Here is a 25,410-nt window from a genome sequence, read left to right as displayed (position 1 = left end):
GTACGTTTAAAGGGATGATTACTAATTTCAAAACAAAATTAGCATTAAATAGTAGTTATGGTAAAGCAAATGTTGAAGCCTTACTAGATCAACGAATTAAGAAAAGAGAACGCTACGATGCGAAAATTGCGTTTGATAATTTTGATTTGGGGAAACTAATTAAAAATGATTCCATAGGCAAAATAACGGTGAATGGAACAGCAAAAGGAATTGGTTTTGAACCTAAAACGGCTAATGCACAATTGAAGTTGATGCTTAAAAAAGCGACTTTCAATAAATACAATTACACCAATATTAATGTTGATGGCGCTATTGCTAATGGGGATTTTAAAATAAATAGCAAAAGCGATGATCCAAATATCAAATACCAATTGGATGCCAATGGTGGTTTCGGTGGAAAATATCCTTCGGTTAATCTAAAATTGAATCTTGATATTGCTGATTTAGAAAAATTAAATTTACATGCAGGTGCTTTCAAAATCCGTGGAAATATTGCTGGAAATATTACAAATAGTAATCCAGATCAATTGAATGGAAAAATTATTGGTTCGAATATTCAGATTTTAAAAGATGCTGAGCCGATGGTTTTGGATAGTATTCAGATTATTGCTTTTTCGGATGCACAAAAAAATACAATTAAAATAAAATCACCAATACTCAAAGCGGAGATTGATGGGAAGTACCAATTGACAACCCTAGCAGCGGCAATTCAAAATTCCATTTCGAAATATATTGATATTCAAGGTATAAAAAAACCAACCAAGGTGGCTTCAGACCAACACTTAACATTCAAGTTAAATGTTCAAAATGAACCTATATTATACGAGTTGATTCCAGGATTAACAGGTATAGAACCAATTGATATAAGTGGGATGTACAATTCACAAGGGGATAGTATCGCTATAAAAGGAACGATTCCAAGAATTGTATATGCAGATAATACGATTACCAATGGAATCCTGAATGTAGAAACAGCTGATAATGTTTTGAATTATAAATTGTCTGTGAGTGCGATTGAAAATAGTCAATTCAAGTTAGGAGCAACTACTTTTTTTGGAAATGCAACAGATAACAAACTGATGTATGCTTTGCAAGTTCAGGATGATGCTAAAAAAGATCAGTATTATGTTTCCGGGAATCTTGTAGTAGCTGAAGGTAAAAAAACATTCAAGTTTGATGTTGATAAATTAAAACTGAATTATGATTTGTGGACAATAAATCCAGAGAATGAAATCGTGTTGGGAGAAGATTTATTATTTATAAATAAAATGGAATTAAGCCATTCCAGCGATATGCTTAAAATTCAGTCTAAATCAGATAAGAAAAGTGCTCCATTGGATATAGAATTCTCAAATTTCAAAATAGGAACGTTATTGAGTATCGTCAAAAAAAAATCTTTATTGATGGATGGATCCATTAATGGAACGGCTACGCTAGAAAGAGGTATAACATCTCCTGTTTTTATCTCAGATTTGACGGTTAAGGATTTTACTTTCAAAGGACAAACTGTAGGTGATGTAAGTTTAAAAGTAAATAATAAAACGGCAAATACACTTTCTGCTGATGTAGCCCTTACTGGTGAAGGAAACAACGCTACAATCAAAGGAGAATATTTTACTGATAAAGGAGCTTTTGATTTGGATTTAGATATTACTAAATTGAATATTAAAAATATTGAAGGTTTTTCGATGGGGAACATCACCGATGGCAAAGGAGCTTTGTCAGGGCAATTTAAGATTACAGGAACTAGTCTTGCTCCTAAAATAAATGGAACTTTAGCCTTTGAAGATGCTGGATTCCGAATTACAAAACTCAATTCGTTTTTTGAAGTTAATAATCAAAAAATCCGAATGGATAATGAAACCATTGCTTTTAATGAGTTTACGCTCTATGATGAAAATAAAAATGAATTGAGCGTAAATGGAAAAATGACAACACCTGATTTTAGAAACTATAGTTTTGATTTAAAGGTAAAAGCCGATGATTTTAGAGCTGTAAATTCAAAGGCTACAGATAATGAGATTTTTTATGGTGATTTGTTTTTGGATACCCAATTAAACATTGGTGGAACATTAGACAACCCAGTGGTTAGTGGAAATGTAAAAATCAATGAAAAAACAAAATTTACGGTAGTATTGCCTCAATCAGATCCTTCAATTGTGGATAGAGAAGGTGTGGTGGAGTTTGTAGATGAAGAAAATAAGTATTTAAAACAAACAGTCAAATTGAATGATGAATTCAATAAATCAGAGTTGTTAGGAATGGATGTGGGTGTAGCCATTACCATTGATAAGGAAGCTGAATTCACGATGATTATTGATAAAGGGAATGGAGATTATTTGAGCTTAAAAGGAGAAGCAGAACTTTTTGGAGGGATTGACCCGTCAGGAAAAACAACCCTTACAGGAAGTTATGTATTTAATGATGGAGCCTATCAAATGAATTTTAATAATATCAAAAGAAAATTTGATATTCAAAGTGGTAGTTCTATTGTTTGGAATGGAGAGCCTACATTAGCAACGGTTACCATTACGGCAGTGTATAAAGTGTCGGCTGCACCTTTGGACTTGTTAGGCGATCAATTAGGTGCAGTGAGTGATGCAGTTAGAAATACCTACAAGCAAAAAATACCTTTTCAAACATTATTAAAAATGGAAGGGGAATTATTAAAACCCGAAATCAGTTTTGACGTGGTGCTACCTGAAGGGAATTATGATGTTTCTTCAGATATTGTGTCTGCGTCACAAAACAAGTTAGAACAATTACGCAAAGATCCTTCTGCTCTTAATAAACAGGTTTTTGCACTTTTATTATTGAATCGTTTCGTAGGAGAAAATCCTTTTGCGAGCGAGAGCGGCGGAACTAGTGCCGAGTCAATCGCTAGACAAAGTGTGAGCAAGATTCTATCGCAACAATTAAATGATTTAGCAGGTGATTTAATTAGTGGTGTCGAATTGAATTTTGATTTAGAATCAACAGAGAATTACACATCAGGAGTAAAAGAAAATAGAACTGATTTGAATATTGGTGTTTCTAAAAAACTATTCAATGATCGTTTAAAAGTCTCCGTAGGAAGTAATTTTGAATTAGAAGGAAATCAGAATACTAATGAAAAAGCGTCCAATATTGCTGGTAATGCTTCGGTTGAATATCTCTTGACTAAAGATGGAAGATATAAGTTTAGAGCTTATCGAAAAAATGAATATCAAGTTGCTATTCAAGGGGAAGTAGTGGAGACAGGCGTTTCATTTATTATTACAATGGAATACAATAAATTTAGAGAACTTTTTCAAAAAAGTAAAAAAGAAAAGGAGAGTATAGCAAAGGAAAAGCTTAAAAACGAGAAAGAGAAACTGAAAAAAAGTAATGAAACTGATAAGTCGTAACAATATGAAAATCCCATATTTTAAATATTTTTTAATTTTAATGTCACTCTTTATTTTAGGTTGTGGAAACACAAAGTATTTGCCTAAAGGAGATTTACTTTACACGGGTGGGAAGGTAACTGTTGAAGATTCCACGTTGAATAGAAAAATCAGAAAACAACTTCGGTCTGAGTTTGAAGAATTATTACGTCCCAAACCGAATAGTAAAATATTAGGCGTTAGATTCAAATTATTCTTTTACCGTTTAGCAGGTGAACCCACAAAAGATAAGGGGTTTAGGTATTGGTTGCGTAACAAAGTAGGGGAGCCTCCCGTTTTGTTTAGTCAAGTTGATTTAGAATACAATGCAGCTGTACTTCGAAATTATGCTGAAAATCGAGGGTATTTCAAGACTAAAACCCAAGCTGATTCTACCCGAAAAGGCAAACACGCAACGGCTGATTATATTGTAAAACTTGCTAAACAATATAAAATAAAAGAGGTTTTTTTACCAGAGGATTCTACCGCTTTGAGTAAATCCATTACCGCAATAAAAAAGAAAAGTCTTTTAGTTTCAGGTCATCCATACGATTTAGAAACTATAAAAGCGGAACGAGATCGAATTGACGCTAGATTAAAAGAGAAAGGCTATTATTATTTCAATCCCGATTATATTTTAGCTCAAGTGGATAGCTCTAAAGGCAGCCATGAGTTAAACATTCGATTAAAAATTAAAGAGGAAACCCCTCTCAAGGCTAAGCAACAGTATAGAATAAATGATATTGTAGTCTATCCTAATTATTCCATTTTAGGAGATTCTACCTTCTATGCAAAAAAATACGCAAAACAAGTAGGTGATTTTACTATTATAGATACTACAAACACTTTTAATCCTAGAGTTTTTAGCCGTGCCTTGTATTTTCATAAAGGGGATTTATACAATAGAAAGGATCATAATTTATCTCTTAATCGCTTTGTGAATTTAGGAACTTTCAAATTTGTAAAAAACGAATTTAAAGTTGATGAGACCATTCCTAAGACATTGAATGCCTATTATTATTTGACATTATTACCCAAAAAATTTATCCGTTTAGAATTAGGGGCAAATACAAATTCAGCTGGTTATACAGGTACCGATTTAAAAATTAATTGGAGTAATCGAAATCTTTTTGGTGGGGCCGAATTGTTTACACTTAGTCTATTTGGCGGTGCAGATTTTCAGATTTCAGGAAACAATGGTGGTTATAATCTTTATAATTATGGAGGCGAAGCTAGTTTGATTTGGCCACGTATGGTAGCGCCTTTTAAATGGGACGGATCGAGTGAATTTGTGCCAAAAACAAAAGTGGCGATTAGTTATGAACTTCAAAATAGAGCCCAATTGTATTCTTTGAATTCCTTCAAAACGTCATTTGGTTACTTATGGAAAGAAGATGCAAATAAGGAACACGATTTGAAAGTATTAGATGTTAGTTATGTAAGTGCTAATGATGTGACAGATTTATACCGAGAAGAAATAAAACAAAATCCCTCCTTAGAAAAGGTTATCCAAAAGCAATTTATCTTTGGACCCACGTATTCATACACCTATACAAACACCAGTAAAAAAAGAAAGAAACATACTTTTTATTTTAATGGAGAACTGGACTTGGCAGGAAATATTACGGGGCTAATAACAGGAGCGAATGTCAAAAAAGGGGATACTATCAAAGTTTTTGATGTGCCTTTTAGTCAGTATGCCAAAATAAAAACCGATTTAAGGTATTATCTAAAATTAGGAAAGGACAGCAAACTCGCCACCCGATTGATTTTAGGAGCTGGTTATGCCTATGGAAATAATACGGAATTGCCATATTCCAAACAATTTGTTATTGGTGGTGCAAATAGTTTGCGTGCCTTTCGTTCTCAATCTATAGGGCCAGGTGTTTATCGTAGTCCAACAACTCTTTCTAATTTTTTACCTGATGAAACGGGCGATATTAAGATTGAAATTAATGCAGAATATAGAGCTAAACTGTTTAGTATTGTTGAAGGAGCATTGTTTGTGGATGCGGGGAATGTATGGTTGCTTAATCCTAAAGCATCCAAACCTGGAGGGGAGTTCAGTCATGATTTTCTGAACCAAATGGCAGTAGGAACAGGAGCGGGTTTGCGTTTTGATTTGTCATTCCTAACACTTCGGACTGATTTAGCTTTTCCTATTCGTCAGCCATATGTAATTAATGGTAGCAATTGGATCCTTAAAGATGTTAATTTTGGAAGTCGCGATTGGCTCAATAGCAACCTTGTCTTCAATATAGCAATCGGGTATCCTTTCTAAACGATTTATTAGGAGCTAATCCCGCTATCCGCTACAATCTTCTGGTGGCCAAACGCCAGCCACCACAAGGATTTTCGCTTCTATCGGGGCTAGAATGAGGTGCTGAAATGAACTTTTATGCTAGTCTTTATTAATCAATTTAAAAGATTCACTTCTCCACTTTCTCTAAATCTTCTAGTTTTGTTTTGGTCAAATTGAGTTTGTTAAATTCGGGATTGTTTGGGATTTTGAGTTCAAAATCATCCATAAAATCTATTTCAATTTTAAAGTCACTTCCCGTTAAATCTAAGACATGACCACCTGATTGTTTATCATCGGCAATATAATGGAAATGATACCCAGGCACATTGAGTCCCTGCATATACTCTGGGAAACGAAAACCTACGAGTGTCCCCGAACTATTATTACTCTCAAATACAGATTGTTTTTTTACTGCCTCAATCATTTTGGGATATGGTTTGGTTTGTTGTGCTACTGAGCGTGTTTTGATTTTAGGGCAAACAACTTTGATTTTGTAAGCAACATATAAATTCTTATTAGGACTCAAACTATCCAGAAGGTTGTAGAGTTCTTTTAAATTTAATATCAGTGATGTATCATGCTTTAGTTCTGTTTTAAAATGAGTTACAACAGCAAATGGTGTTAGTGTAGAAGATTTTACAGGATAAGCTTTTCCATCTGATTTGATTTTGTAAAAATGATTGTCAAATCCAATCATTTCACCATCCAAAGCATTAAAAGTTCCAATGCCAAAATCACCTTTTTTTTGCAAGTTTTTCATTGTCAATTCGCCATCATAACCACCTTCCATCAAAGCGTTGATGGTGGCATATTGATAAATAGTTTCGTTTTGATGAGATTGTGCGTTGCATGATGGTAATACTATAACAGTAGTTAATAAAGCGAGATAGAATGATCTGAATATCATATTAGTTTTGGTTTGAAGGGTATTGGTGAAGTTTTATTTTTTAGTATATAAATTTCTGAAATAATCAATTTTATAAAAGAACATTTCGGCCATATTGTAAGCTCTTAGTTTAGCCTCATCAGCGATTTTGCCTATGAAAAGGCTATCAATTGTAGTTGTAAAAATTTGCATCCAGCGGTCAAAATGTTCCTTTTCAACAGGCAAATGTTTATGAGGAGGAAATGGACTCCCTGAATAGGTATGCACTTCTAATAAAAGTGTTTGCCAAAAACGGTACATTTTTTCCAAATGCTCTGGCCAGCGATCACCTATTTTGTCATTAAAAACAGGACCTATCAAAGGATCCTGTTGTACTTTTTCGTAAAAAGTATTCACTAAGAGTTTGATGTCGTTTAGATTTGAAATGTCATGGAATTGGGTCATAAGGATGGCTGTAATTAGGCTCTAAAGGTACAAATATTGCCCTTTTTTTAATTGTATTATCAAAGTTTAATAGTTTTTATTGATAAATAAAATGAAGTTTCCCTTAATAAGTGTTGCAATTATTTTTTATGATAAGTAAGAAAAAACAAATAGATAAAAATAGTTAGATAATAAAATATGTGTTTTATAAAGAATATAGGATATTGTCGGTATTGTTTGGGTTACATATGGATAACATTTAGTTGATTAAGAATTGTGAAATTTTAAAGCATAAAAAAACAACAGCAATCTTTAATAGCATTATAGAAAAGATAATGAAGATAAAAAAAGTTGAAGAATTGATATTGTTGATGTTACAAATAAGAAATACGGAATGCAGAAACGCTATTTTAATAAATAGTTATTTTATTTTTTTTTCTTAATAAAACGGTAACTTTTGTCGCCTACCCATTTGATTAATTTGCAGGACATATATTAAACAGAGAAAAGAAATGTATAATATGTTGTTGCCAAATTGGCTTGTTTTTCAAAGATATTGGGGCACTTTGATTGTTGTTTTCAAAATAACAATAGCGGTATCATTACTAAAAATGGTTTCTCATGTATAAGCAGTGTACTGATGAGGAATTGGTTGTTTTATTACAACAAGGTAAAGACCGTGCTTTTGATGAGTTATATATAAGATACCGTGATGTATTAGTTCGTTTTGTACATCAAAGAATGAAATCTTTGGATATAGCCCAAGAAATAGTTCAAGAAGTTTTTACTACGATTTGGGAACGTAGAAGAATGTTAGTGATCCAAAAAAAGTTTTCATCCTATGTGTATGCGTCTGTTCGATATGTAACTCTAGATTATATTAAAGCACATGCGGTTACTGATGAATACGTACAAGAGGTTGTCGAAGCTTCATCTCCAAAAATCAATTCAACCGAAGATTATATTTTTCATGAAGAACTTCAGGATGCATTACAAAGATCTACTGATTTGCTTCCTAAAAAAGCCAAAGAAGTTTTTATTCTTAGCCGATTTAAAAATTATACCAATAAAGAAATTTCAGAAGAACTAAATATCTCTACTGATACAGTGAAATATCACATTGCATACGCTCTAAGATTTATGCGTATCAATTTGAAGGAATTTTATTTTTTACTCCTTTTTTGGTTAGTTTAAGAAAAGGTTATTGCTTTTTTTTAACTGTTAACACAAGCGTAACTTTGTGTACCTACCTATAAAACCTCTTTTTTACACTTATTACTAACAAGTATAAGTTTTTAATAAATGGTAGATAAATTAAAGAAAGAGGTAAAACGGTTTTTAGAAGGAAAGCCATCTCCAGTAGGGGAAAAGTTATGGTACCGTTGGTTCGAATTGCCAAACTATCCAAAGACTGATGAGAAAGCAATCCTTTCATCTTCATCGGATTTAAAGAAAGAAATAAGATACATCAAAAGAATATCATTCCGATTGTTAGGATTGAATTATAATCAATGGCAAATGGCCGCTTCCCTTGTGGTGTTCATAGGAGTTAGTGGATGGTTTTATTTTTCGAGTACAGCAAGTATGTTGTTATATCCTATAACTTATTCAGAAAGTATAACGCAGCCCGGACAACGTATTAAGGTTAGTATGAGTGATGGGACTCAAGTATGGATCAACGCGGGGAGTGTTCTTAAATATCCTAAAATTTTTCAAGGTGATACTCGTGAAGTATATCTAGAAGGAGAAGCTTTTTTTGATGTAGCAAAAGACAAAGAGCATCCTTTTATTATTCATACATCAAAAATGGATACTAAGGTAGTAGGAACAAGTTTTAATGTTCAAGCGTATCCAGATAAAGAAAATGAAGAAGTTTCTGTACTTACAGGAAAAGTGTCTGTGAGTTCTGTAGAGACAGATCAACAAATATTTATAACTCCGGGCCAAAAAGCATCTTTAGACAAAAAAAGTAACGCTATTAAATCATATTCTAAAATCGATATTTCGAGTATTTCTACTTGGCGTACAAATACCTTGTTTTTTGATAATGCACCTATTAACGAAGTGATTAGTGCTATTGAAAGGAATTATGGTATTAGAATAGAAATGAAAGATTTGAAATTTAAACCGCTGAATATAAATGCAGGTTTCGAAAAGCTAAGCGCTGAGCAAGTCATTATGCTTTTATGTAATACGATCGATGCTTCTTATGCTAAGGAATCTGGGGTCTATATAATTAAGTCTAACGAATTAAATAAAAAAGAAACGAAGTAAAAAAGCAAATTAGTAATCTAAAATTAAAATTATGAATTTTAAAAAAGTACAATCTTTAAAATGGAAACAACTGAGGAAGATTGTTTTTGTAAACACCTTTGGGGTCTTTACAGTATTGGGTATGGGACAAAATGTTTTAGCCAATGAAAATAAAATAAAAGATGCTATACTTGAAAATATAACTTTAAGTGTGGATAATGAGCCGCTTAAAGATGTGTTTAAAAAAATTGAAGCACAATCAAATGTTCATTTTATGTATGAAACCAATCAGGTAAATAATACACAAAAAGTGAGTTTGAAGGTGAATAATTTGAGTTTAAACCAAGTGATGGAAAAATTATGCACGCCACTTTTTTTAAATTATCAAATTATCAATAGAAATATCGTAATCAAAAAAGCAAATACTTCCAGCAAAAATTCCCAACGAAAATATAAAATATCAGGAACTGTAATAGGAAACGATGATGGTTTGCCTTTGCCAGGTGTAAATGTAAATGTGAAGGATTCAAAAATTGGTATAACAACTGATTTTGATGGGACATTTGTTTTAACACTTGATGAGCCTACTGTTACACTTATTTTTTCTTATGTAGGATATGCAGACCAAGAGTTAAAAGTAGATGGGACAACTTCAAATTTGAATATTCGTTTATTACCTGGAGCGAAACAGTTGCAAGAGGTGGTAGTTGTGGGATATGGATCAGTAAAAAGATCGCAAATTACAGGAGCTGTTTCTACAGTTTCCTTAAAAGAAAGCTCGAGTAGAACATACAACTCTACGGCTGAATTATTGCAAGGTACAGTGGCAGGTGTTACTGTTCTTAATAGTGGAGGGGATCCAACAGCACCACCAAAAGTTATAATAAGAGGTATTGGTTCTATAAATAGCGAAGAACCAATGATTGTTTTAGATGGTATGATTTTTTCTGGTTCATTCAATGATATAAACCCTAACGATATTGAAGCTATCAGTGTTTTGAAAGATGCTGCTTCAGCTGCAATTTATGGAGCTAGAGCTTCGGGAGGTGTTATTTTGATTACTACCAAAAAAGGAAGGACTGGTTCTGTAAACGTAAATGTAAATTACAAATCAGGAATGCAACAACTAGGTAAAAAAATAGAAGCTCTAAACGCAGCAGAGCTTGTGTCTGTACGTAACCAAGCCTTTGCTAACGATGGTTTGAGCAACGTTTATGCAGATTTGTCTAAAAACCCTGAATTAGCAACAACTAATACTGTTTGGACTGATGAGATTTTTAGAGTTGGAAAAATACAGGATGTAGCAATGTCTGTTGATGGCGGAAATGACAAAGCTACCTTCTTTTTGTCAGGTGGTTATCGTAAAAATGAAGGTATTTTATTGAATACATTCTCACAAAGATATACCGCAAGAGCTAATTCTACTTTTAAAATCTCTCCAAAAATAAAAATAGGTGAAAATTTGACCTATTCATTAACGGATGGGCAATCTGGTAGTACTGAGGATGCTTATACTTCTCCTATTATATCTGCCGTTTTTTATACCCCATATGGGACTATATATAAGCCAGATGGTTCTGGAGAATTTAGCGGAATACCATCAAATACAGGTGCTAGTTATGGAGATGTAGCTAATCCTGTTGCAACATTACTGCGTCTAGATAATAGTAATCCAGTTTCTACTTTGTTGATAAATCCTTATGCAGAATGGGAAATTGTAAAAGGGCTTACTTTTAAAACGAACTGGGGTTTTACACGTATACAAAATAACTCCAAAGACTTTCAGGTAAGAATTCCTGAGCCAGGAAAACCAGTTTCTTTTAACCAATTGATTGAAAAATCATCCACACGTACAAGGTTATTGAGTGAGCAAACGCTAACGTATGATAAGAGTTTTGGCGGTCATAATATAACGGCTTTTGCAGGTTATACTTATCAAGATGATAAGAGTAATTATTTTAGTGCTACAGGAACCGATTTTGATGATGAAAGTCCATCCAAAAGGTATTTAATCAATGCCAAAAATTTTAAAAACATAACAGGTAGCGGGACTGAAGAGAACTTACTTTCTTATGTAGGTAGATTAAACTACTCTTTTAAAGACAAATATTTACTATCTGCTGTTATTCGTAGAGATGGTACTTCTAAATTAACGGCTGACAACCGTTGGAAAACGTATCCATCATTATCACTTGGATGGTTAATTTCTGAGGAAGATTTTATGGAAAACAGTAAATCAATTGTATCAGTTTTAAAATTAAGAGCAAGTGATGGTACCATTGGAAATCTTGCCGGAGTTGGAACTTATTCAAGTAGTGTTGCTTTGTCTCAAACTAAATCTTTGCTAGGTTCAACACCAATAACTGTACTGGGATTAGCAGAATCAGAATTGTCAAATAGTCAGTTAACTTGGGAAAGCTCTAGACAAAAAAATATTGGTTTGGATTTTGGTTTGTTTAAAAATAGTTTTACAGGTTCAGTGGATTATTTTGTTAAAACAAATAAAGATATGTTATTCCGTAACTCATTACCAGGGAATGCAGGAGTGCCTGGTGGACAACTAATTAATGCAGGAGAGGTGGAGAATAAAGGTTTAGAAGTTAGTTTGGGATTCAATAAGGAAATTGGCAATTTTAAAATGGATGTAGCTGTAAATGTGTCTTTCTTAGATAATAAAATAGTAGCACTAAAAGAAGGACAAACTTCTTTCTTTCCTGAAAAAGTTTCCGGTTCACGTACTAATTTACCAGTAGCCAATATTTATCAAATAGATCAACCAATAAATGCATTTTATGGATATGTAGCAGATGGTTTGTTTCAATCTAATGATGAGGTAAAAGGTTATACTAATGCGCAGGGTGTTTTATTACAACCAAAAGCAGTTGCAGGTGATATTAAATTTGTTGATACTAATGGTGATGGGACAATTGATGATAAAGACCGTACCGTGATTGGAAATCCATTTCCTAAAAAGAGTTATAGTGTTAATTTCAACTTTAATTACAAACGATTTGATATGAATCTCTTTTTCCAAGGAGTAGCTGGTAATAGTGTCAATAATTCTTTAAGATTTACGGGGATAAATACAGGTTTGCCTAATTATAACCTTTTGGCAGAAGTAAAGGATGCTTGGTCTCCAACCAATACAGATACTTCAATCCCAAGATTGACTACTCTTGATCCTAATAATAATTTTACTCGTATTTCAAGTTTGTATATTGAGGATGCTTCTTTCTTACGATTGAAAAATATAACTGTGGGGTATACTTTTAATGAAGAATTTTTTAACAATAAAATGAAAGCTAGAATATATTTTTCTGCTCAAAACCTATTTACGATTACCAAATATTCTGGTCAAGATCCAGAAGTTGGTTTGAATAATTCTGGTATCGATTTAGGACGTTACCCATTATCAAAAATTTTCCTAACAGGTGTTAATTTAAGTTTTTAAAAAACAATTAAAATAAAATAAAATGAAAAAAACAAAATTTTTATTAATAGGTTTAGGGGCGCTGTTAGTCACAGTAGCTTGCGAAAACAAACTAGATTTGGAGCCACAAGGTGCACCAAGTACAGGTAGTTTTTGGAAAACTTCATCAGATGCGACTGCAGGTGTAAATGCTATATATTCACTATATTCAGATGATGACATGTACGGTCGTGGTTTCTTTTGGCTCAACAATGCTAGTGATGACATTGGTACAAAACCTAGAGCTAATGCAGAAAAAATGAAAAATTTCACTGTAAATGGTTCTGAATCTGAGACCAAAGAAATTTGGAGAAAGCATTATCAGGTAATGAAGAGATGTAATGAAGCACTTCGTAATATTCCTAATATCTCTATGGATGCAGTTTTAAAAAATAAACTATTGGGAGAAGCGTATTTTAATCATGCTGTGATGCACTTAGAATTGGCGTATCATTATGGAGATGACAAAGCAGGTATCCCAATCCCAGATAGAAACAATCCAGAAAATGTTTTTATTCCACGTGCTAAAAATGTGGCTGAAAATTATGCATACATTGCCGAAGATTTAAAAAAAGCAGCTGATTTATTGCCTTATTTTAATGAACTGTCTGCCTCAAATTATGGACGCGCACATAAAACAGCTGCTTGGGGGTATTTAGCACGTACCTATTTGTATGCTAAAGATTATGACAATGCCATCAAATATGCGAATTTAGTTGTAACCAGCGGTAAGCATTCTCTATTGCCTAACTTTGAAGATGTTTTTAAAATTGCCAACAACTGGTCTTCGGAATACATTTGGTCAGTGACATCTAGTGCTACGGATTCTAATTTAGGTTGCATTTTTCCAGGTGTTTGCTTAGACGATACAGGTTGGAGAGAATACAACGGATGGGGAAATTTTTATCCTACCAAAGAATTATTTGATACTTATGTTGTAGGAGATAAAAGACTTAGTGCTACTATTCTTCAAAAAGGAGACAAGTTCATGTATTTTGGTAAGGAAGTATCTTATAACGAAGGTACCTATGTAGTAAATGCAAGTAATAGAACAGGGTATCAATTCAAAAAATACATGGAACCATATAGTTATCCTAAAATAAAAGCAGGAACTAGTGATATTGTAGACACAAGGTATGTAAATGCCAATGGTGATAAACCATCTACAGCATTAAACCTTCCGTTATTGCGTTATGCAGACGTACTTTTGATGCTAGCCGAAGCCAAATTAATGAAAAGTCAAAATGCGGATACAGAAATTAATTTAATTCGTAATCGTGCAGGCTTAAAAAGTATTTCTGGCGCTACAATGGTCGATTTAAAAAGAGAAAGACGTTGTGAGTTAGCTGGAGAATGGACTGATCGTCACTTTGATCTTGTACGTTGGGGAGATGCAAAAACTACCTATGCGCAACCTTTACATCATTATGATGGAAGTGTAATTTATCCAGCACGTAATTTCAACCCAACAATACACCACGTTTGGCCAATACCACCCGATGAAATCGGAATAAGCAAAGGAACACTAACCCAAAATCAGGGATGGTAATTCTCGAAAATTAGTTTTATTGTTTTGTTGTTTTTCCCGCAAGGCTACTGCGAAATAATAGTCTTGTGGGATTAATTTTAAAAGCTAAAAAAAAAATCACACCAAGTCAACCATTTTTTGTAACTAAAAAATAGGTTGACTTGTTTTTATAAACCAATTGACTTTTTCTTCGGAAATCAAAGTCTTTCTTAATTTATCCCCATGCTTATATACCATAAAAGATATTGTGTTTTTTTTCTTTGTATTTCATTTTCAATATTTGCTCAACATTATAGTACATCAAATATTCACTCACATAATGATTATGCTAATTCCCAGCCGTTTGTTGAGGCCTACACCAATGAGGTAGGTGTAATTGAAGCTGATGTTTTTTTTGATACTAACGAATTGTTTGTAGCACACAAACTTAACGAAATTACTACTGATAAAACATTAAGGGAGCTATACCTCAATCCACTTTTGGAAAATCTAAAAAAACAGGGGCAATTGTATCCCAATAATAAGCCATTAGTTTTAATGATTGATGTAAAGACAGAAGCCTTAGCAACACTAAATGAAATTGTGAAACAATTGCGAGCGTATCCTGATCTTATTTCAAATTCACAATTTAGTGTTATCATTTCGGGTAATAGACCTAATCCTGAGACTTGGATAAACTATCCTTCTTTTATTTCTTTTGATGGTCGTTTAAACGAAAATTATTCTGACCACGCTTTGGCCAAAGTGGAGATGATAAGTGAGGATCTTAAAAATCTAACGGTTTGGAATGGGAAAGGCGTATTGACGCATCCTGATTTAATAAAAATTCAATCTGTAATAGAAAAAGTGCATCATCAAAATAAAAAAATTCGTTTTTGGTCTACTCAAGACAATGTTAATACTTGGATTACCTTGATGAATCTTGGAGTTGATTATTTGGGTACTGATAAAACGACAGATTTAACTCATTTTATTAATACTAAAAAGCAATATTCATATCAAAATACAGACTTTCATAAAGCCTATATACCTAAGGGACAAGTACAGTTTTCTTCATCAAAAAAGCCTAAAAATGTTATTTTGTTAATTGGTGATGGTATGGGACTAACCCAAATCTATGCAGGATATACGGCTAATAAAGGCGAGTTGAGTTTGTTTAACATGCCTGTTCAAGGGTTTTCAATAACTAAAGCTTCGGATAGCTATATAACTGATTCGGCTGCGGGAGCTACTGCTATGGCAACAGGACAGAAAAGCAACAACCGATACATTGGTGTAGATGCTTTAGGAAAGCCATTAGAATCCATCACGCAAAAATTAGCCAAAAATAATTTTCAAACAGCTATTATTTCTTCAGGAAATGCTACGGATGCCACGCCTGCTTCTTTTTATGCACATCAAATTGATCGAAGTTATAATGAAGCTATTGCTTTGGATTTTTTGTCCAATTCTTCGGATGTCTTGATTGGTGGAGGGGTTGAAGAATTTACGAAACGGAATGATGGTCAAAATTTAGTTGAAAAGCTTTTGAAAAAAGGATATACTTTTTCAAGTCATTTTAATTCTTTAGATACAATACAAAATTCCCGTTTTGTGATTTTGGATAATGCTGCTGTAGTGTCAAAAAAAGACGGACGTGGTGATTTTTTGGTAAAAGCTTTTTCTAAAACGATTCAAAATTTTTCAAAGTCTAAAAGGCCATTTTTTATCATGGAAGAAGGAGCGCAAATTGATTATGGAGGACATAAAAATGAAATGGATTATGTAGTGCGAGAATTGCTTGATTTTGATCAATTAGTAGGTGTAGCAATGGAATTTGTAGACAAGAATAAAGAAACTTTACTTGTAATAACTGCGGATCATGAAACAGGTGGATTGTCTATTATAGATGGAGATATAGAGAAAGGATATGTACATGGTAATTTTAGTACTAACGATCACACAGCTGTCAATGTTCCTGTTTTTGCCTATGGTCCAGGTGCCGAAAACTTTAAAGGAGTGTATCAAAATACCGCTATTTATTCGAAGTTAATCCCTCTTTTGAAAAAAAAATAATATTTAAAGATGTTGTTTTTATTACAGCCTAAATGGTTGTTTTATTTGATTGATAATTAATTAACTTTTTGTTAAACACTATTAACCTATCCTATGGAGCACTTTTGGAGACCTATTAATAGTAATAACCTCAAATAAATTTTTATGAAAAATCATGTACTGCATTTAGGTTTTCTAGTTTTGTTAACCGTAAGTTTTTTTACCTCATGTTCCACTCCTACAATGGAAGAAACGGCTACAGCCAAGACTCAGGAAATGGTAACAAAAGATCTAGGAAGTAAATCATTAACCGCTAGAACGGCTTCTTACTCAATGTTAAATTGGATGGGAGCTTTAGACGAAAATAAAAAAATAACGGCTTTTTCAATTCCTGGGACTCATGATTCAGGTGCGCGTTATGAGAGTATTTCAGGAACTGCCATTTGCCAAAGATTATCTATCGATGATCAATTGAAAGCGGGTGTACGTTTTTTAGATATTCGTGGACGTCATTTTAATAATATTTTCGAAATTCACCATGGTGCAGTGTATCAAAAAATAAATTTTACCAATGTTTTGAATAGTTGTAAAACTTTTTTGGCTCAAAATCCTTCTGAGACAATTGTTATGTCATTAAAAGAAGAGCATACTCCATCAGGTAATAATCGCTCGTATGAAGCTACATTTGATTCTTATGTTCAACAATTTCCAGGGCTTTTCTCTTTAGGTAATACAATTCCAACGCTAAAATCAGTTAAAGGTAAAATTGTTTTACTAAGACGTTTTCCCGCCTCTGCATCCAAAGGGATAGATGCTACCAATTGGGCCGATAATACTGTGTTTTCTATAGGTTCTGTAGCAAAAGTACAAGATCAATATAAAGTACCTGATAATAATGCCAAATGGAATTTAATCAATGCTTTAGCTAATGAAGCAAAAGCGGGTAATGGTTCAAAATTATTTTTGAATTATTGTAGTGGCTACAAACCATTATTTTTTGGTATTCCAAGTATTCCAACGGTTTCTAATGCTATAAACCCTAAAGTAGCAACTTATTTTACAACAAATACCTCTGGGAATTTTGGGGTAATTATTATGGATTTTGCAGATGCAAGAAATAATAATTTGATTGTAAATACTAATTTCTAAGAGTTTATTTTTTTTTGTTTTGTTTAGTTTAGTATGTCTTGGCAAAATCGTAAAAGTTTTGCCAAGACTTTTTTTATCCAATCAATTGCGTAAACAAATCAGGCATTTCATTGAGGTATTTGTATTCAAAACCTTTGCTAGTCATGTTGTTTTTTATTGCTTGGATGTCTTTTTTATTTTTTAATTCTAAACCTACAACTACAGTCCCTACTTCACGATTATTTTTTTTATTGTATTGGAAATAAGTGATATCGTCGTTAGGTCCTAAAATATCATTCACAAACTCTTTCAATGCTCCTGGTCGTTGCGGGAACTGAATTAAAAAATAATGCATTAATCCTTCGTATAGTAAGGAACGCTCTTTAATTTCTGCCGTACGTTCAATGTCGTTGTTACTACCACTAACCACACAAACAACTGTTTTGCCTTTTATTTGCTCTTGGTAGAAATCAAGTGCTGCAATGGTCAATGCTCCTGCGGGCTCTACAACCATAGCTTCTTCATTGTACAGTCTTAATATCGTGGTGCATACTTTGCCTTCTGGCACGAGAATAATAGCATCCAGATTCTTTTGGCAGATTTCAAATGTGAGTTGTCCTACTTGTTTTACAGCAGCACCATCAACAAACTTATCAATAGTATCAAGTGGAATGTTTTGACCTTTAGCAATGGCATTTTTCATCGAAGGAGCACCTAGCGGTTCTACACCTATGAGTTTAGTATGAGGACTTAACTGCTTGAAGACTGTAGTTACACCAGCAGCTAATCCTCCGCCGCCAATAGGAATAAATAAATAATCAATAGGTTTTTTGTAAGAATCTAAAATTTCTAATCCTACTGTCCCTTGTCCCGCAATCACTTTGATATCGTCAAATGGATGGATGAAAATTGTATTGTTTTTGGTAGCATCTTTCATAGCTGCTACATAAGCATCATCAAAAGTATCTCCAATAAGTATAATTTCAACAAAGGATTTCCCGAACAATTCTACTTGTTTTATTTTTTGTTTAGGCGTTGTAGTAGGCATGTAAATGGTACCTTTTATCTGGAGTAAATGACATGAATAAGCCACTCCTTGTGCATGATTTCCCGCACTAGCACAAACAATTTCTTTTATAGTATGTTCTTTGGGGATGCTACTCATTTTGTTGTAAGCCCCTCTAATCTTATAGGAACGTACAATTTGCAAATCTTCTCTTTTTAATAAAACAGTAGCTTTAAATTCTTCAGATAAATTCAAGTTTTGAGAGAGTGGTGTAGTAGGTACAACTTGTTCCAGCTGTATTTTGGCCGTTTGTATTTCTTGAAATAATTCCATTTTTTCTTTTGATATAAAAAAACCTCTCGGTTAGGAGAGGTTTCGTTTAGTATGGGAACACTTAAACTAATAACATCTCATCAGTATGAATATATGGTGTACTGTTGTAGCTGTTAATAATAAAAAAGTGTAGTGTCATTTTTTTTTGTCTTATTGTAAAAATAAGAAAATATCCGGAGTTAATAGTGTTTAAGTGTAGATTTTACTTCTTATTTTTTGGTTTGGTTCGGCGGATATTGTGCTAGAATTTTAGCAACAAATTCATTAATTTGTTCTTCTTTTCTGTCCCTATTTTGAGTTAAAATCCCAACACCTTCACCTTCCCAAATTAGTTCTTTTTTCTCAGCGTCAATTAAATCGATGTATAAAGTTCCTTCAGGAGTTGAGTTTATATAGGTTTGGTTACCTCCCCAAAAAAACGGACTCCATCCCCAACCCCAGCCATAACCAAATCCAGCATTAAATTGATTCACATTCAATTGTTCTCTTTCTTTAGTAATGATGTTAATTAGTAAATCAGGAGTTTCACTTTTTGTCATTCCTTTATTAGCGAGTTCATTATCAATGGCGTGTAAGATTCTTTTTTTGTCAAATTCGGAAATTTGTACTTTATCTACGCCTGCTTTATGAAAAGCATAGGTTTTGTATTTACTAAAATCGGCCTTCGAGTCATAGTCAGCATTTACATGAATACTACTACAAGAGCTCAAAATAAAAACCAATAGTATTGGTAAAAGTTTAAGTGTTTTCATAATGCTAAATTTTTATATATTAAATTGATTTTTAAATGGTTGTGTGTTCTTAAGTGCTTCAAAAATCATACCAAATCAAACGTTTTTTTGTGGGTTGTCAAAAAAACAAAGCAATTATTTTTTAATGATTCCCGTTTTTTTATCATAACCGTAAGGGCAATGTCGGCAACCGCTTTTACAACAATACCCTCTTTTGAGATGGTGTTTTTCAGTAAAACATTTGTATCCTTCGGGAGTATAATAAAAATCTTCTCCTTCAATTAATTTATTTTCATTACTTTGTTCAGTCATAATGCATGTTTTGCCCTTTGAGGCATTCAGTATTACAAATTTATAACTTTAATAGGTATGTTTTTTATTGTTTCAAGATATTTAACGCCCAAAGGTTTTAGAGGACTTACTCTTTATCCTTTTGTATTTGTAAAATTCCTCTCGGATTTAGACAATCCTGATTTTGTAAATCATGAAAAAATACACCTCCGTCAGCAAATCGAGTTGTTTATTTTGCCTTTTTATATTTGGTATGTAGTTGAATATCTTTTTAGGTTGGTCCAATATAGGAATGGATACCAAGCATATCGAAACATCAGTTTTGAACGAGAAGCCTATAGGAATGAAACCAACTTAGACTATCTCAAGTATAGAGGAATGTACCGCTTTGTTAAGTTTTTGTAAACCATCAAGATTTTTGTAAACCATTTAAGAAATTTAAGAACAATAAAGTAGTAGCGTAAATAAAATTAACAATTTAGTCCTATAAGTTTTAGCTCGTTATGTTCAGTTGAAATACTTAAATGATCTTAAACGTTTTAAAAAATACATAGTAAGTATTTAAACTTAAATGACTTATATGTTATAAAGAATAACACAACGCTTATCTGTTCTTAAATTTCTTAAATGGTTTAAAACTTTTAAGTCACTAATATATTTTATAATATTTACTTTTGTAGAAAACATTCACCTTGAACCAGCAGATTTCCATTCAATTCCCAAACAATATCTCCGTTTATATCAAACGTGAAGATTTGATTCACCCTTATGTTTCGGGAAATAAATTCAGAAAACTCAAATACAATTTGCTTCAAGCAAAAAATGAGAATGAAAATTCATTGTTAACCTTTGGAGGTGCATTTTCAAATCATATTGCTGCAGTTGCTTTTGCAGGTCGAGAGCAACATTTTAAAACTATTGGCGTTATTCGTGGAGAAGAATTAGTAACTAAAGTTCAAGAGAATCCCACATTGAAATTTGCACATGAATGTGGCATGCAATTCGAATTTGTTAATCGGGAAGAATATCGTTTGAAACAGGAGGAGTTTTTTTTATCTCGATTAAAGGATAAATATGGTTCTTTTTATCTTATTCCTGAAGGAGGAACTAACGCATTAGCAATTCAGGGATGTGAAGAAATTTTAAATGAACAAGATGCCGAATTTGATTTTATTTGCTGTCCAGTAGGTACGGCAGGGACGATTTCTGGAATTATTAACAGTGCATTGCACCACCAAAAAATTTTGGGATTTCCAGCCCTAAAAGGAGATTTTTTACAAGATGAAATTTGTACTTTTGTAAAAAATAAAAATTGGGAGCTAATTACCGACTATCATTTTGGCGGGTATGGGAAAGTAAATCTAGACTTGGTTGCGTTTATCAATCAATTTTATAAAGATACTAAAATCCCATTAGATCCTATTTATACAGGAAAAATGGTTTTTGGAATATTGGATTTAATCCAAAAAAACTATTTTAAAGCCAATTCTAAAATTCTATTAATTCATACTGGAGGTTTACAGGGAATTGATGGAATGAATGAAAAATTAAAAAACAAAAAATTACCAATTATAAAAATTCATGATTAAAAAAATCACTTCCATTCTGCTTTTGACTTTAATAATCGGCTGTAATTCGTCTAAATCACCTATTGTAACTTCAAAAAATAAAAGAAATACTTCGTCAGGGGTGAGTCGTACAAGTTCTAATACGGGTAGTACGAATGATGTCGTTAATTCTTATATTGCTCAATATAAAGAAGTGGCGATGAAAAACATGAAAAAATATGGGATTCCTGCCAGTATTATATTAGCGCAAGGAATTTTAGAATCAGGAGCTGGTAAAAGTGATTTGTCTCAGTCAGCTAATAATCATTTTGGGATCAAATGCAATAATGATTGGTTAGGAGAAAGTGTGAAGCATGATGATGATGCAAGCCAAGAATGTTTCAGAAAATATAGAAATCCAGCCGAATCGTATGATGATCATGCCAATTTTTTGATTGGAAAAAGCAGGTATGCTAGTTTGTTTGATTTGTCAAAAGATGATTATAAAGGATGGGCCAAAGGGCTTAGAAAGGCAGGATACGCAACTGATCCACGTTATCCAGAAAAATTAATTTCATATATAGAACGCTATGATTTAGCGCAATACGATGCACAAGCTTTAGGTAAAAAACCAACTTATTCCAATGCATCAAATAATACAGTTACAACAACTTCTGGACGTTACCATGAAGTACAAAAAGGCGATACGTTATATTCTATTTCAAAAAAATACAATGTTTTGATTGAGGATATTAAACGTAAAAATAATCTACAGGATAATACCCTTTCTCTAGGGCAACACATCAGTTATTAAATAAAATTAGACACACTACAAGAATGTTATATCAAAGAAGTAGCCAGCTTTTTGCTGAAGCAGAACAAGTAATTCCAGGAGGAGTTAATTCACCAGTACGCGCCTTTAAAGCGGTGGGAGGAACGCCTATTTTTGTAAAAAGTGCCAAAGGGGCTTATTTATATGATGAAGACGGAAATACATTAATAGATTATATTAATTCATGGGGTCCCATGATTTTAGGTCATGCTTTTGAACCTGTGGTACAAGCGGTGATTGAAAAAGCAAAGTTAGGAACCTCTTTTGGGATGCCAACGGAATTAGAAACTCAAATCGCAGCTTTAGCGGTTTCAATGGTGCCTAATATTGATAAAATCCGTTTTGTGAATTCAGGAACCGAAGCGTGTATGAGTGCCATTCGATTGGCTCGTGGTTTTACAAAAAGAGATAAAATCATCAAGTTTGCAGGTTGTTATCACGGACATTCAGATTCATTTTTAATTCAAGCGGGTAGTGGAGCAGTCACTTTTGGTTCGCCAAATAGTCCTGGAGTGACAGCAGGAACTGCAAAGGATACTTTGTTGGCCACATACAATGATTTAGAAAATGTAAAATCAGTAATTGAAGCGAATAAAAACGAAATTGCAGCCATCATTATTGAACCTGTAGCAGGGAACATGGGGTGTATCCCTCCTGTAAAAGGTTTTATGGAAGGACTAAGAAGTTTGTGTACTGAAAACGGAATTCTATTAATTTTTGATGAGGTAATGACTGGTTTTAGATTAGCCAAAGGGGGTGCACAGGAATTATTGAATATCGATGCAGATATTGTTTGTTTTGGAAAAGTGATTGGGGGCGGACTGCCAGTAGGTGCTTTTGCAGCTCGTAATGAGATTATGAATTATTTAGCTCCCTTAGGGCCTGTGTATCAAGCAGGAACTTTATCAGGGAATCCATTAGCAATGGCAGCTGGTTTAACTATGTTGCAAACCTTAAATAATGACCAAGAAATCTTCCAAAGATTAGCAGATAAAACGGCTTATTTAGCTTCAGGAATTGATAAAGTTTTAAAAGCTAATAATGTAGTGTTTACGATAAACACAGTAGGTTCTATGATTTCCGTACATTTTGATGCAAATCCAGTTGTAGATTTTAAATCAGCATCGAATGGTGATAATGCTATTTTTAAGAAATTCTTCCACGGTTTATTGCAAGAAGGAATTTATATCGCCCCATCAGCTTATGAAACTTGGTTTATTACTGATGCATTAACCTATGAAGATTTAGACGTTACAATACAAGCAATTGACAAAGTGTCCAAGACTTTTTAATAAAAGAGATCGTTCTATAACAAAAAAAAACTTCCAGTATTCCTGGAAGTTTTTGCATTTTAGGAGAATATGATTTATTCTTCAGACTCAGTAGCTTTTTCTTTTTTGGCGTGATCACCTTTGCCTTTTTTAGCATTAGCACTCCATTTTTCGAATTGTTCTGGAGTCAAAATTCCTTTTACTTTTTTTGAAACCTCTTTCATTTTTCCTCTATTCTCTTCTTTGTTGTCAGGGTTTTCTTTTGATGCTTTCATAATGGCTGATTGCTCTTCAAGGACTACTGCCATTTGTTTTTGCTGATCAGCATTTAAAGATAATTCTTCAGTCATTTTCTTCAATTTCATTTCGGTTGTTACTTCATGACCTCCTTTTTTCTTTTTTCCTTCTTGTGCAAATCCTGTGATACTGATAGCTAATAAAGCTATTACAATTAATTTTTTCATGTTATTTAGTTGTTTAAATGTTATTGAGAATAAGACATTGAATGGATTGAAAGGTTTAATGGTTTAATAAAAAATTAACATTTATGTTCGTTTTTTTTGAATAAAGTTACAATGAGGATTGAGAAACCAATGATATAAAAAAACTCCCGATTAAATCGAGAGTCTTAATTAGTTTATTCTGCTTTTTTAGAAGCTTGTTCTTTTAGCGTTTTTCTTAACTCTTTTTGTTCAGCAGTTAAAATTGCATTGATTTTTTTTCCAATCTCTTTTCCTTTTGCTTTGTTGTCCTCAGCATTGTCTGGATTTTCTTTACTGTCCTTTTGAAGTGCCATTTGTTCCTCAATAATAGGCTTCAATTGCGTTTGTTGTTCTGCAGTTAATGATAATTCAGTAGTCATTTTGCTTAATGCTTTATCAGCACCACTTTTTTGAGCAAATCCAGTTAGACTAGCTACTAATAAAGCAGCAATAAATAATTTTTTCATTTTGTTCTTACGATATTAAGTTAATTGTCTTAACGAGGTGAAAGCTTTTGTTTTCCTTGTAAAACTGAAGTAAATGTATAAATATTTTGAATCCAAAAAATAAAATAACCCCTTATTTTTTAAGGGATTATTTGCTGTATAATCGCTATTTATTAACTTAAAAGACTGTTAAAAATTATATTTAATTTAATGGAAGTTTTTGTTTAATATCAAAATAATAAATACATTTTTTTGATGATGATTTGATTTAGTAAAAATAGAGTGGGAAATAATCTAAAAAGACTCTTGAAACTATTTTTATGATAAAAAATAATAGAAGAAGAGGTGATTTTAAATACTTGAAATTGTATTTTTGATAAACAATATAAAACGTACTTATGGTTAGTGTTCAAGAAGCCTTTTCGATACTTAAAAATAATATACCAGTTACTGTCATTGTTGAATGTCCATTGGCTATGGCCAGAAAGCACATTCTAGCCGAAGATTTGTATGCCCCTATGAGCATGCCCCCTTTTCGACAATCGGCAATGGATGGTTTTGCATTAGGATTGCATGATAGTCTAGAATATGAAATTATAGGAGAAATCAAAGCAGGTGATATACATCAAATTAATTTGTTGCCTGGACAAGCAGTAAAAATTTTCACAGGAGCTCCTGTTCCTGAGTCAGCACAAGCAGTGATGCAAATTGAGAAAGTAACTGAAACAGGAACCGTTTTACTTTTGGCAGAAAATCCAAAATTAGGAATGAATATTCGTCCTATTGGGGAACAAAATAGTAAAGGAGATTTGGCTCTAGCCAAAGGGACATTGCTCAACGCTGCATGCATAGGGTTTTTGGCTGGTTTGGGTTTTACTTCCGTAAAAGTGTATCAAAAACCTACAATTGGGATTATTGTAACTGGAAATGAGTTAGTGCAACCTGGATTGCCATTGACTTATGGGAAAATATATGAAAGCAATTCGATCATGCTTCAAACTGCTTTGCAGGATGCTTTTTATGAGAATGTTAAAACCTATGAAG

Annotated in this window: 20 protein-coding genes; 13 read left to right on the top strand and 7 right to left on the bottom strand. The window is 33.0% G+C overall.

Translation table 11 applies throughout. The features are described 5' to 3' along the window. On the top strand, positions 1-3,386 hold a 3,386-nt coding region (locus WBQ70_RS12460; protein ID WP_423914744.1), incomplete at its 5' end, for a translocation/assembly module TamB domain-containing protein. Positions 3,387-3,426: 40 nt separating this feature from the next. After that, a complete protein-coding gene (locus WBQ70_RS12455) occupies positions 3,427-5,685 on the top strand; it encodes a BamA/TamA family outer membrane protein (RefSeq protein WP_423914742.1) in 2,259 nt (752 codons plus the stop codon). A 148-nt stretch (positions 5,686-5,833) separates the two neighbouring features. Here the strand turns inward: WBQ70_RS12455 and budA are convergent, their stop codons facing one another. Both budA and WBQ70_RS12445 read right to left on the bottom strand, forming a co-directional pair. Further along, a complete protein-coding gene (gene budA / locus WBQ70_RS12450; RefSeq protein WP_423914740.1) occupies positions 5,834-6,613 on the bottom strand; it encodes an acetolactate decarboxylase in 780 nt (259 codons plus the stop codon). 33 nt (positions 6,614-6,646) lie between these two features. After that, positions 6,647-7,036, bottom strand: a complete 390-nt coding sequence (locus WBQ70_RS12445) for a group III truncated hemoglobin (protein ID WP_423914737.1) — start codon at positions 7,034-7,036, stop codon at positions 6,647-6,649. A 600-nt stretch (positions 7,037-7,636) separates the two neighbouring features. Here WBQ70_RS12445 and WBQ70_RS12440 point away from each other — a divergent pair. The 6 genes from WBQ70_RS12440 (at position 7,637) to WBQ70_RS12415 (ending at position 17,448) form a co-directional block, all read left to right on the top strand. Further along, complete coding sequence (locus WBQ70_RS12440; RefSeq protein WP_423914734.1) at positions 7,637-8,209, top strand: RNA polymerase sigma-70 factor; 573 nt, start codon at positions 7,637-7,639, stop codon at positions 8,207-8,209. A gap of 108 nt (positions 8,210-8,317) precedes the next feature. Further along, on the top strand, positions 8,318-9,289 hold the full coding sequence (locus WBQ70_RS12435; protein WP_423914731.1) for a FecR family protein: 972 nt from the start codon (positions 8,318-8,320) through the stop codon (positions 9,287-9,289). 31 nt (positions 9,290-9,320) lie between these two features. Continuing rightward, positions 9,321-12,719 (top strand): SusC/RagA family TonB-linked outer membrane protein, encoded by a 3,399-nt coding sequence (locus tag WBQ70_RS12430; protein WP_423914729.1) that lies wholly within the window; start codon positions 9,321-9,323, stop codon positions 12,717-12,719. Between the two features lie 22 nt (positions 12,720-12,741). After that, positions 12,742-14,286: a RagB/SusD family nutrient uptake outer membrane protein gene (locus WBQ70_RS12425; RefSeq protein WP_423914726.1), complete on the top strand. Its 1,545-nt coding sequence runs from the start codon at positions 12,742-12,744 to the stop codon at positions 14,284-14,286. A gap of 201 nt (positions 14,287-14,487) precedes the next feature. Further along, positions 14,488-16,320 carry an alkaline phosphatase gene (locus WBQ70_RS12420; RefSeq protein ID WP_423914724.1) on the top strand — a complete coding sequence of 611 codons (1,833 nt, stop codon included), beginning with the start codon at positions 14,488-14,490 and terminating at the stop codon, positions 16,318-16,320. 144 nt (positions 16,321-16,464) lie between these two features. Then, complete coding sequence (locus WBQ70_RS12415; RefSeq protein ID WP_423914721.1) at positions 16,465-17,448, top strand: phosphatidylinositol-specific phospholipase C; 984 nt, start codon at positions 16,465-16,467, stop codon at positions 17,446-17,448. A 73-nt stretch (positions 17,449-17,521) separates the two neighbouring features. On the opposite strand, the gene ilvA is transcribed toward WBQ70_RS12415, so the two are convergent. The 3 genes from ilvA to WBQ70_RS12400 form a co-directional block, all read right to left on the bottom strand. Continuing rightward, positions 17,522-18,766 (bottom strand): threonine ammonia-lyase IlvA, encoded by a 1,245-nt coding sequence (gene ilvA / locus WBQ70_RS12410; RefSeq protein WP_423914718.1) that lies wholly within the window; start codon positions 18,764-18,766, stop codon positions 17,522-17,524. A gap of 209 nt (positions 18,767-18,975) precedes the next feature. After that, on the bottom strand, positions 18,976-19,518 hold the full coding sequence (locus WBQ70_RS12405; RefSeq protein ID WP_423914715.1) for a DUF4136 domain-containing protein: 543 nt from the start codon (positions 19,516-19,518) through the stop codon (positions 18,976-18,978). Between the two features lie 114 nt (positions 19,519-19,632). Beyond that, entirely contained in the window at positions 19,633-19,809 is a 177-nt protein-coding gene (locus tag WBQ70_RS12400) for a DUF5522 domain-containing protein (RefSeq protein WP_423914713.1), read from the bottom strand. 57 nt (positions 19,810-19,866) lie between these two features. Between WBQ70_RS12400 and WBQ70_RS12395 the strand changes: the two genes are divergently transcribed. The 4 genes from WBQ70_RS12395 (at position 19,867) to hemL (ending at position 23,459) form a co-directional block, all read left to right on the top strand. After that, positions 19,867-20,193, top strand: coding sequence for a hypothetical protein (locus WBQ70_RS12395; protein WP_423914710.1), 327 nt, complete (start codon positions 19,867-19,869; stop codon positions 20,191-20,193). 287 nt (positions 20,194-20,480) lie between these two features. Beyond that, positions 20,481-21,377, top strand: coding sequence for a 1-aminocyclopropane-1-carboxylate deaminase/D-cysteine desulfhydrase (locus tag WBQ70_RS12390; protein ID WP_423914708.1), 897 nt, complete (start codon positions 20,481-20,483; stop codon positions 21,375-21,377). After that, positions 21,370-22,149 carry a glucosaminidase domain-containing protein gene (locus WBQ70_RS12385; protein WP_423914705.1) on the top strand — a complete coding sequence of 260 codons (780 nt, stop codon included), beginning with the start codon at positions 21,370-21,372 and terminating at the stop codon, positions 22,147-22,149. Before WBQ70_RS12390 ends, WBQ70_RS12385 begins: the two co-directional genes overlap by 8 nt. Positions 22,150-22,172: 23 nt before the next feature. Next, the gene (gene hemL / locus WBQ70_RS12380) at positions 22,173-23,459 is read left to right on the top strand and encodes a glutamate-1-semialdehyde 2,1-aminomutase (protein WP_423914702.1); all 1,287 of its coding nucleotides are present in this window, start codon (positions 22,173-22,175) and stop codon (positions 23,457-23,459) included. 74 nt (positions 23,460-23,533) lie between these two features. Here hemL and WBQ70_RS12375 read toward each other — a convergent pair whose 3' ends face one another. Next, the gene (locus WBQ70_RS12375; protein WP_423914700.1) at positions 23,534-23,902 is read right to left on the bottom strand and encodes a hypothetical protein; all 369 of its coding nucleotides are present in this window, start codon (positions 23,900-23,902) and stop codon (positions 23,534-23,536) included. A gap of 173 nt (positions 23,903-24,075) precedes the next feature. Next, positions 24,076-24,387 carry a hypothetical protein gene (locus WBQ70_RS12370; protein ID WP_423914697.1) on the bottom strand — a complete coding sequence of 104 codons (312 nt, stop codon included), beginning with the start codon at positions 24,385-24,387 and terminating at the stop codon, positions 24,076-24,078. 377 nt (positions 24,388-24,764) lie between these two features. Here WBQ70_RS12370 and WBQ70_RS12365 point away from each other — a divergent pair. Continuing rightward, on the top strand, positions 24,765-25,410 hold a 646-nt coding region (locus WBQ70_RS12365; protein WP_423914695.1), incomplete at its 3' end, for a molybdopterin molybdotransferase MoeA.

Origin of the sequence: Flavobacterium sp., from assembly GCF_049590715.1 — a bacterium.
GTDB lineage: Bacteria > Bacteroidota > Bacteroidia > Flavobacteriales > Flavobacteriaceae > Flavobacterium.
The sequence above is the reverse complement of the archived record's forward strand: the minus strand, read 5'-3'. Positions and strand labels throughout refer to the sequence as shown.

What these genes read in the sequence shown, in the direction of transcription:
- WBQ70_RS12395 (WP_423914710.1), top strand. Translation starts at nt 19,867, where the DNA reads ATGTTTTTTATTGTTTCAAGATATTTAACGCCCAAAGGTTTTAGAGGA.
- WBQ70_RS12430 (WP_423914729.1), top strand. Translation starts at nt 9,321, where the DNA reads ATGAATTTTAAAAAAGTACAATCTTTAAAATGGAAACAACTGAGGAAG.
- WBQ70_RS12425 (WP_423914726.1), top strand. Translation starts at nt 12,742, where the DNA reads ATGAAAAAAACAAAATTTTTATTAATAGGTTTAGGGGCGCTGTTAGTC.
- WBQ70_RS12455 (WP_423914742.1), top strand. Translation starts at nt 3,427, where the DNA reads ATGTCACTCTTTATTTTAGGTTGTGGAAACACAAAGTATTTGCCTAAA.
- WBQ70_RS12405 (WP_423914715.1), bottom strand. Translation starts at nt 19,518, where the DNA reads ATGAAAACACTTAAACTTTTACCAATACTATTGGTTTTTATTTTGAGC.
- budA (WP_423914740.1), bottom strand. Translation starts at nt 6,613, where the DNA reads ATGATATTCAGATCATTCTATCTCGCTTTATTAACTACTGTTATAGTA.
- WBQ70_RS12440 (WP_423914734.1), top strand. Translation starts at nt 7,637, where the DNA reads ATGTATAAGCAGTGTACTGATGAGGAATTGGTTGTTTTATTACAACAA.
- WBQ70_RS12445 (WP_423914737.1), bottom strand. Translation starts at nt 7,036, where the DNA reads ATGACCCAATTCCATGACATTTCAAATCTAAACGACATCAAACTCTTA.
- ilvA (WP_423914718.1), bottom strand. Translation starts at nt 18,766, where the DNA reads ATGGAATTATTTCAAGAAATACAAACGGCCAAAATACAGCTGGAACAA.
- WBQ70_RS12370 (WP_423914697.1), bottom strand. Translation starts at nt 24,387, where the DNA reads ATGAAAAAATTATTTATTGCTGCTTTATTAGTAGCTAGTCTAACTGGA.
- hemL (WP_423914702.1), top strand. Translation starts at nt 22,173, where the DNA reads ATGTTATATCAAAGAAGTAGCCAGCTTTTTGCTGAAGCAGAACAAGTA.
- WBQ70_RS12420 (WP_423914724.1), top strand. Translation starts at nt 14,488, where the DNA reads ATGCTTATATACCATAAAAGATATTGTGTTTTTTTTCTTTGTATTTCA.
- WBQ70_RS12435 (WP_423914731.1), top strand. Translation starts at nt 8,318, where the DNA reads ATGGTAGATAAATTAAAGAAAGAGGTAAAACGGTTTTTAGAAGGAAAG.
- WBQ70_RS12400 (WP_423914713.1), bottom strand. Translation starts at nt 19,809, where the DNA reads ATGACTGAACAAAGTAATGAAAATAAATTAATTGAAGGAGAAGATTTT.
- WBQ70_RS12385 (WP_423914705.1), top strand. Translation starts at nt 21,370, where the DNA reads ATGATTAAAAAAATCACTTCCATTCTGCTTTTGACTTTAATAATCGGC.
- WBQ70_RS12375 (WP_423914700.1), bottom strand. Translation starts at nt 23,902, where the DNA reads ATGAAAAAATTAATTGTAATAGCTTTATTAGCTATCAGTATCACAGGA.
- WBQ70_RS12415 (WP_423914721.1), top strand. Translation starts at nt 16,465, where the DNA reads ATGAAAAATCATGTACTGCATTTAGGTTTTCTAGTTTTGTTAACCGTA.